Origin of the sequence: Paenibacillus forsythiae T98 (assembly GCF_000520735.1) — a bacterium.
Taxonomy (GTDB): domain Bacteria; phylum Bacillota; class Bacilli; order Paenibacillales; family Paenibacillaceae; genus Paenibacillus_AQ; species Paenibacillus_AQ forsythiae.
This window is the reverse complement of record NZ_ASSC01000587.1, coordinates 1-6051: the sequence shown is the minus strand read 5'-3', so window position 1 is coordinate 6051 and position 6051 is coordinate 1. Positions and strand designations below refer to the sequence as shown.

The window sequence follows — 6051 nt, the reverse complement described above, 5'->3', positions numbered from 1 at the left end:
CGGCTCGCCGCCGCTGAATATGAGCAGCCTGAACCCGGCCTGCTTGATCTGATCAATAAGCCGGATGCCTTCCTCCGTGGACAGCTGGTCCTCTACGGGCGAAGCCGGTCCGGAATCCCGGTAGCAGTGTTCACAGTATAAGTTGCATTTCTTGGTCACATTCCAGGAAACGAGCATGCGTATTCAGCCTTCCTTTCCCGCGTTATACGATTCCAATTTATACGATTCCAATTTCACGGTCGGTCAAATAGCAGGACGGGTCCTCCGCCCAGAAATCTCCGCTCACAGAAGCTCTGGCCCGGAAGTTTCCGTTGCAGACGTCCAGCCATTGGCATTCGCCGCAGCGTCCCTTAAGCAGCGGTTTGCGGTCGCGCAGCCCCGCCATCAGCGGGTGGGCGGCCTCTCGCCAGATTTCGCTGAATTTCTGCTTGCGGATATTGCCGATTTCGACATCTCTGGTGAACTGGTCGGGATAGACGTTGCCGTGCCAATCGACGCAGCCGATCGCTATTCCGGAACGGTTGCCTCCGTTTCTCCGAAGGAGTCCAAGCAGCTCGTCCGCGCGCTGCGGGTCATGCTCCAGCATCCACTGGTATAAATACACTCCATCCGCATGGTTATCCACGGTCAGCAGCTCCACCTGCTTGCCTTTGCTGTGCAAATCCAGCGTTTTGGCCATAATCAGATCCAGCGCATGCCGGGACTGTTCATGGGTAACATCCTCTTGCTGCAGGGCGCTCCCCCGTCCGGAATAGACGAGATGGTAGAAGCAGGCGCGCGGAATATTTTCCCGTTCGATCAGATCCAGGACTCCGCCGAGGTCTTCGTATGTATGTCTGCTGATCGTGAACCGGACGCCGACCTTCTGGCCGATGGACAAGCAGTTGCGGATACCTTGAAGCGCCTGCTCAAAGGCTCCCTTTCGTCCGCGAAATTCATCATGGCGCTCTTCGAGTCCATCCAGGCTGACACCGACATATTTGATCCCGGCTTCCTTTAAGCTTTTCGCCTTGTCGGCCGTAATCAACGTGCCGTTGGTCGATATTACCGGCCGCAGCCCCTTGCTTGAGGCGTAAGCAATCAGCTCAACAATATCTTTACGGATCAGCGGCTCTCCGCCGGAAAACAGCAGGACAGGCGCCTGGAAAGCGGCCAGGTCATCTATGAACGCCTTCGCTTCCTCCGTTGACATTTCATCGGGATCATGGGCAGGACAGGCATTCGCATAACAATGCTTACAGGTCAAATTGCACGCCCGTGTCGAATTCCATACAACGACAGGCCCTCTGCCCGCGGAAACGCCATGCGGCTTGTGTCCCGGCTTAATGGTATAACGAAGGTCGTCGCCTTCTCCCTTCATGCCGGTAAGCAGTTTCGTTACATTAATCATTTCCGCTCCCTCATTTCCCTGAATTTAGATACAATCCCATCAACCATACAACGCCTAACGAAAATAAAGCTATGCGCTTTTTTCTTGCTCTTGTGCCGCATTCATGCTACTGCATCCGTCACCCGGCTGACCGGGGATGAAATCCGGAGGCTGGAGGAGCCGTATGTCCCCCATCCGGCAACAGGGTTTTGTGTAAGCGAAGAGGCGCATATCCGGAAGCGGTCTGTTCACGGCACGTTAGCCGGGAACGGGCCGCTTTATTTTTCGGAAGTTTTTTGCAGCAAATCGAAACTTTTTCCAAACCAATCGGGTCTATGTATATATATTTGGGAAAAATTTCTTTTGATTGGCGGGAAATCTATGCGAAAAATCAGTTTTGCAGCAATGATCTTCATCCTCATCATCCTGGCATGGTCTGTACAGACCTATGCGGCGCCCGCCGCAACACGGATTATTCTGGACGGGCATGAGCTTGATCTGACCGGCGACAGGCAGGTTATAACTGTACATAACAGTATTGTCGTACCCATACGGGTGATCGTGGAGGAGCTCGGATTCAGCGTGGACTGGACCAGGGGGACAAATACGGTGACGGTTACACAATCTGATCGGACAATCCGGTTACAGATCGGCAGTTCGAAAGCGGACGTGAATGGACAAAATGTCTCCCTGATTGCCGCGCCGATTGTAAAGAACGGCACCACCCTGATCCCCCTCCGCTTTGTGGGAGAACAAATGGGTCTGGGCGTCTACTGGGATCAAACGGACAAGCTGATCACGCTGACCCGTCCTGTCTCCGACGCCAACGGCGACGTCCCGCCATCCGGCGACGAAGTGATCGGCAATGTATACGAACCGGGAGAAACTCCGGCCAGTGCCGCAGACCGCTATGCGCAGGGACTGGACGTCTCGCATCACAACGGGCAAATCGACTGGTCCCGGGTAGCGGACGAAGGCTATCATTTTGTGTTTATCAAGGCATCCGAAGGCAAAAAATTCCGGGACAACAAGTTCGCAGGCAACCTTCAAGGCGCCAGGGAAGCCGGTTTGCTGGCGGGGGCGTATCATTTTCTTAACGCCGTGACACCCGAGAACGCGCGTCTGGAGGCTGACAATTTCGCAAGCGCGATTGAAGAAGCCGGGGGCATATCCCAGCTCGATATGCCGCCTGTTATGGACTATGAGAACAACCCCGGAAAGCTGGCGCCGGAGGAGATCAGAGAGGTAGCCAGAGCCTTTCTGGACGAGCTGGAGGTCTTGACCGGCTGCCGGCCCATGATCTATACCGGAAGCTACTTTTCCTCGAATTTCGATTCCTCTTTCTCGGACTATAAGCTGTGGATCGCCAAGTACAGCAGCAAGCCTCCCCAGAATATTCAGGCTTGGAACAACTGGGACATCTGGCAGTATACAGAGTCCGGCGCCATTCCCGGCATCAACGGAAACGTAGACCTTAACTACTATAATGGTTCGATTGAGGAATTGCGGTCTTCGCTGGCTTTGCCATAGCCTAGAAAAAACGGATGCGGCCCCCATATGAGCGCCGCATCCGTTTCTTTTGCAGAATCCCCTTGTCAGAACAGCAGATCCTGCGAGTAATTCTCTCCCTCCAGCATGTCGTATTCCACTAACCGGTAATCGTCAAGAAGCGCCTGCTGCTCCGCGGTCAATCCGGTAATGACGCCGGACGGTCCGATCAGCACACTTTTGCTTAAGCCCGGAAGCTCCGATTTCACCTTGTCCAGCAGCTTGTAGTATGCGGGCAGCCTCTGTCCCGCCAGCTCAAAGACCGTCGGCCCGATAAAAGCGGGACTGAGAGTGCCCACCGGCTGCTTGCCGATATCAAAGTTGGCCATATAGAGCAGCTTCGTCTCATGCTTCAGTCTGGGATTCGCGTCCCAGCCCGCCTGTGTATAGATATCGGCCGACAGCGCCGGAAGATGGTCGCCCCAGAATACGGCCACCGTGGGCCGCTTGATCGCCTTCAGCTCTTCGGCCAGATAGGCCAGCGCCTCGTCGGTCAGCTTCGTATCCTGGACATACGTCTCCAGCTCGTTCTTCCTCTCCGGCTTCACACCGCCGACGGTTATCGTGTTCGGCCCGTTATGGCCCTTGACGAACGGAAAATGATTCTGCATCGTAACCAGATGCAGGAATGTCGGCTGCCCGGAGCTCTCCAGCTGGCGCACGGCCTCCTTGATAGCGGACAGATCGGAAATATAGCCTTCCGGCGTAATCCGCTTGGCGTCCGTCATTTGATCCTGGCTTATAAACCGGTCAAACCCGAGCACCGGATAGACCTTGTTCCGGTTGTAGAACGTCTCGTCGAACGGATGAATCGCCAGCGCCCGGTATCCCCTGTCCTTGAGGATGCTGACGATCGAAGGCAGCGAGGACATTTTCACGATACGCTGCTGGTAAGGGATGGAGCCGTCGTTAAGAAAATACATTGACATTCCCGTCAGCGCCTCGAACTCGATATTGGCCGTATTGCCGCCAAATTCGGGGGACAGCATATAGCCGGACGGCGTATTGTTCTCTTCCCGGTGAATGAATTTCAGCGGGTCTTCACTGAAGGTGAAGGAGGGAAGACGCGTCGGATCAAAGAAGGCTTCGTCCATCATGTACATGATATTGGGAGCCTCGGCAGGCGCAGATGCAGCGCTGCTGTCCGGCAGGGCGCCGTATTTTTCCGCGATTCGGGTTATCGCTTCCCGGCTGTAATTCTCCGGCTTCTCCATTACCTTCTGCTTCAGATTGCCTGCGAAAGCGAACAAGAATCCGTTATGCGTATAATTCGCCTTCTGGTCCCAGTAAATATCCTGATAGTGAATGGAGGTCGCAAGCGTGGAATGCCCGCCGACCATCACGATAAATCCGGCAATCATGGCCGCCGAAAGAACCGTAAATCCCGCCCGCAGCGGCAGTCCGATCCGGATTCTGGGAAGCTTGCGCAGCAGATAGATCAGTCCCGCAATCAGAACCACAGCCAGCACAAGCGCCAGCGGCGAAACCATACCCTGGGTAATCTTGCTCATTTCACCAGCGTTTTTGACCAGCATAAGGTCCCATGGAAACAGCGGTTCCCCCGTCGTCCCAAGCTTTTTGTAATTGGCGATGCCCAGAATGGCGCAGGCGATAAAGGCGATCAAGGAGCCTGCGTATAAATTCGGTATAACCGCCGCAAATGCGAGCAGCACGAAGAAAAAAAACAGACTGCCGGCCGCATACAGCCAGTAGTACCTCGAAATCCAGGCGAAAACGCTTCCGACATCCATCCCAAGCGATGCGGCCTGCATGATGAAATTGAGTACGAATCCGCCGACCAAAAAAGTCAGCAGCATGATTCCCAGCCGTCTGCCGGGCATATAATGGCGCAACCTGACCCTCTCCTTATCTATATTAAGCATTCAGTATACGCCACTTTTCTTAAAAAGAACTTAAAAAATCCCGTTTTTTCATAAGAAAAAACGGCTGGGGCGTCCTTTATCAAGGACGGCAGCCGTTATAAATTCACCCCCACCTGCCCAGCAGAGCATTGATCTTGTGCACGATGTCCGATTCCTTCACCGTGAGAAGCCGGCCGCCGCCGACTACGAGCTTGCCGTTAACGACCACATCCCTGATCGCGGTCGGCTGCATGGAGTACACGATATGGGCGAACAGCTCGCTTGTTGGCGAAAGTGAAAGATCATTCAGGTCCACTGAGATGAAATCCGCGCAATATCCCGGCCGGATGTCCCCTACGGGCAGCCGCAGCAGCTCGCCGCCGGCCCTCGTTCCCATATGAAAGACCTGCCCGGCGTTAATGCAGGTGCCGTCCAGCCGGGTAACCTTCTGAAGCAGGGAGCACATTCGCATCTCTTCAAACACGCTGATCCGGTTGTTGCTGCAAGCGCCGTCCGTACCGAGCGATACCCGCACGCCCGCCGCGAGCAGGCCGGGAATATTCGTGACTCCGTCCGACAGGAACATGTTGCTGGAGGGACAATAGGCCAAGCCCGCGCCTTTCTCTCCAAGCAGCCGGATTTCGGAATCCTCCAGCCACACGAGATGGACGGCAATCATCCGCTCATCCAGGACGCCGAGCTTATTCAGATAATGAACCGTCCGCAGCCCGTATTTGGCGAGCGTCTCCTCTACCTCGAACGGCTCTTCCGCCACATGGATGTGAACAGGCGTATCCAGCTCCAGCGCGAGCTTGTGACCGGCCCGGATCATCTCCGGCGAAGCCGCGTGCGGACTGTGCGGCGCGGGATGGACGGTCACCATCGGATTTCCCTGGTAGTGTACAGCCAGCTCCCGGGTGCGCCTGATCGCGTCCCGCACCGTTTCCCGGTAGCTGGCGGGAGCTCCGCCCCAATCATACATCGTCCGCGCCATTACAAGCCGAATCCCCAAATCCCCGGCCGCCTTGATTACGGCTTCATCCATAGCGGTTCCGCCGTTATGCACATAGAAGAAGTCGCTGACCGTAGTCACGCCGTATTTGAGCATTTCGCCAAAGGCCAACAGAGCGCCGGTGTATATCGCTTCCTCATCCAATAACGGCGTATATTTATACAGAGCCTGCTCTCTCCATTCCAAAAATGGCCGGTCCGCCGCAATTCCCCGCAGCAGGCTCTGGAAGGAGTGATTATGCGCGTTGACCGTGCCCGGAA

General features: G+C 55.3%; 5 protein-coding genes. 1 reads left to right on the top strand and 4 read right to left on the bottom strand.

What is annotated here, in order from left to right; genetic code table 11:
- Both L692_RS34065 and L692_RS0118440 read right to left on the bottom strand, forming a co-directional pair.
- A partial coding sequence (locus tag L692_RS34065) for a radical SAM protein (protein ID WP_156940497.1) occupies positions 1-177 on the bottom strand: 177 nt, incomplete at its 3' end.
- Between the two features lie 40 nt (positions 178-217).
- On the bottom strand, positions 218-1390 hold the full coding sequence (locus tag L692_RS0118440; RefSeq protein WP_025701557.1) for a radical SAM/SPASM domain-containing protein: 1173 nt from the start codon (positions 1388-1390) through the stop codon (positions 218-220).
- Positions 1391-1750: 360 nt separating this feature from the next.
- On the opposite strand from L692_RS0118440, the gene L692_RS30735 reads away from it, so the two are divergent.
- Positions 1751-2899, top strand: coding sequence for a GH25 family lysozyme (locus L692_RS30735; protein WP_025701556.1), 1149 nt, complete (start codon positions 1751-1753; stop codon positions 2897-2899).
- Between the two features lie 65 nt (positions 2900-2964).
- Here L692_RS30735 and L692_RS0118430 read toward each other — a convergent pair whose 3' ends face one another.
- Complete coding sequence (locus L692_RS0118430) at positions 2965-4770, bottom strand: LTA synthase family protein (protein ID WP_025701555.1); 1806 nt, start codon at positions 4768-4770, stop codon at positions 2965-2967.
- A 133-nt stretch (positions 4771-4903) separates the two neighbouring features.
- Positions 4904-6051 (bottom strand): amidohydrolase family protein (locus L692_RS0118425; RefSeq protein WP_025701554.1); only part of this gene is annotated, 1148 nt, incomplete at its 5' end.

Coding starts and splice junctions, on each gene's coding strand:
- L692_RS0118440 (WP_025701557.1), bottom strand. CDS start 1,390: ATGATTAATGTAACGAAACTGCTTACCGGCATGAAGGGAGAAGGCGAC.
- L692_RS30735 (WP_025701556.1), top strand. CDS start 1,751: ATGCGAAAAATCAGTTTTGCAGCAATGATCTTCATCCTCATCATCCTG.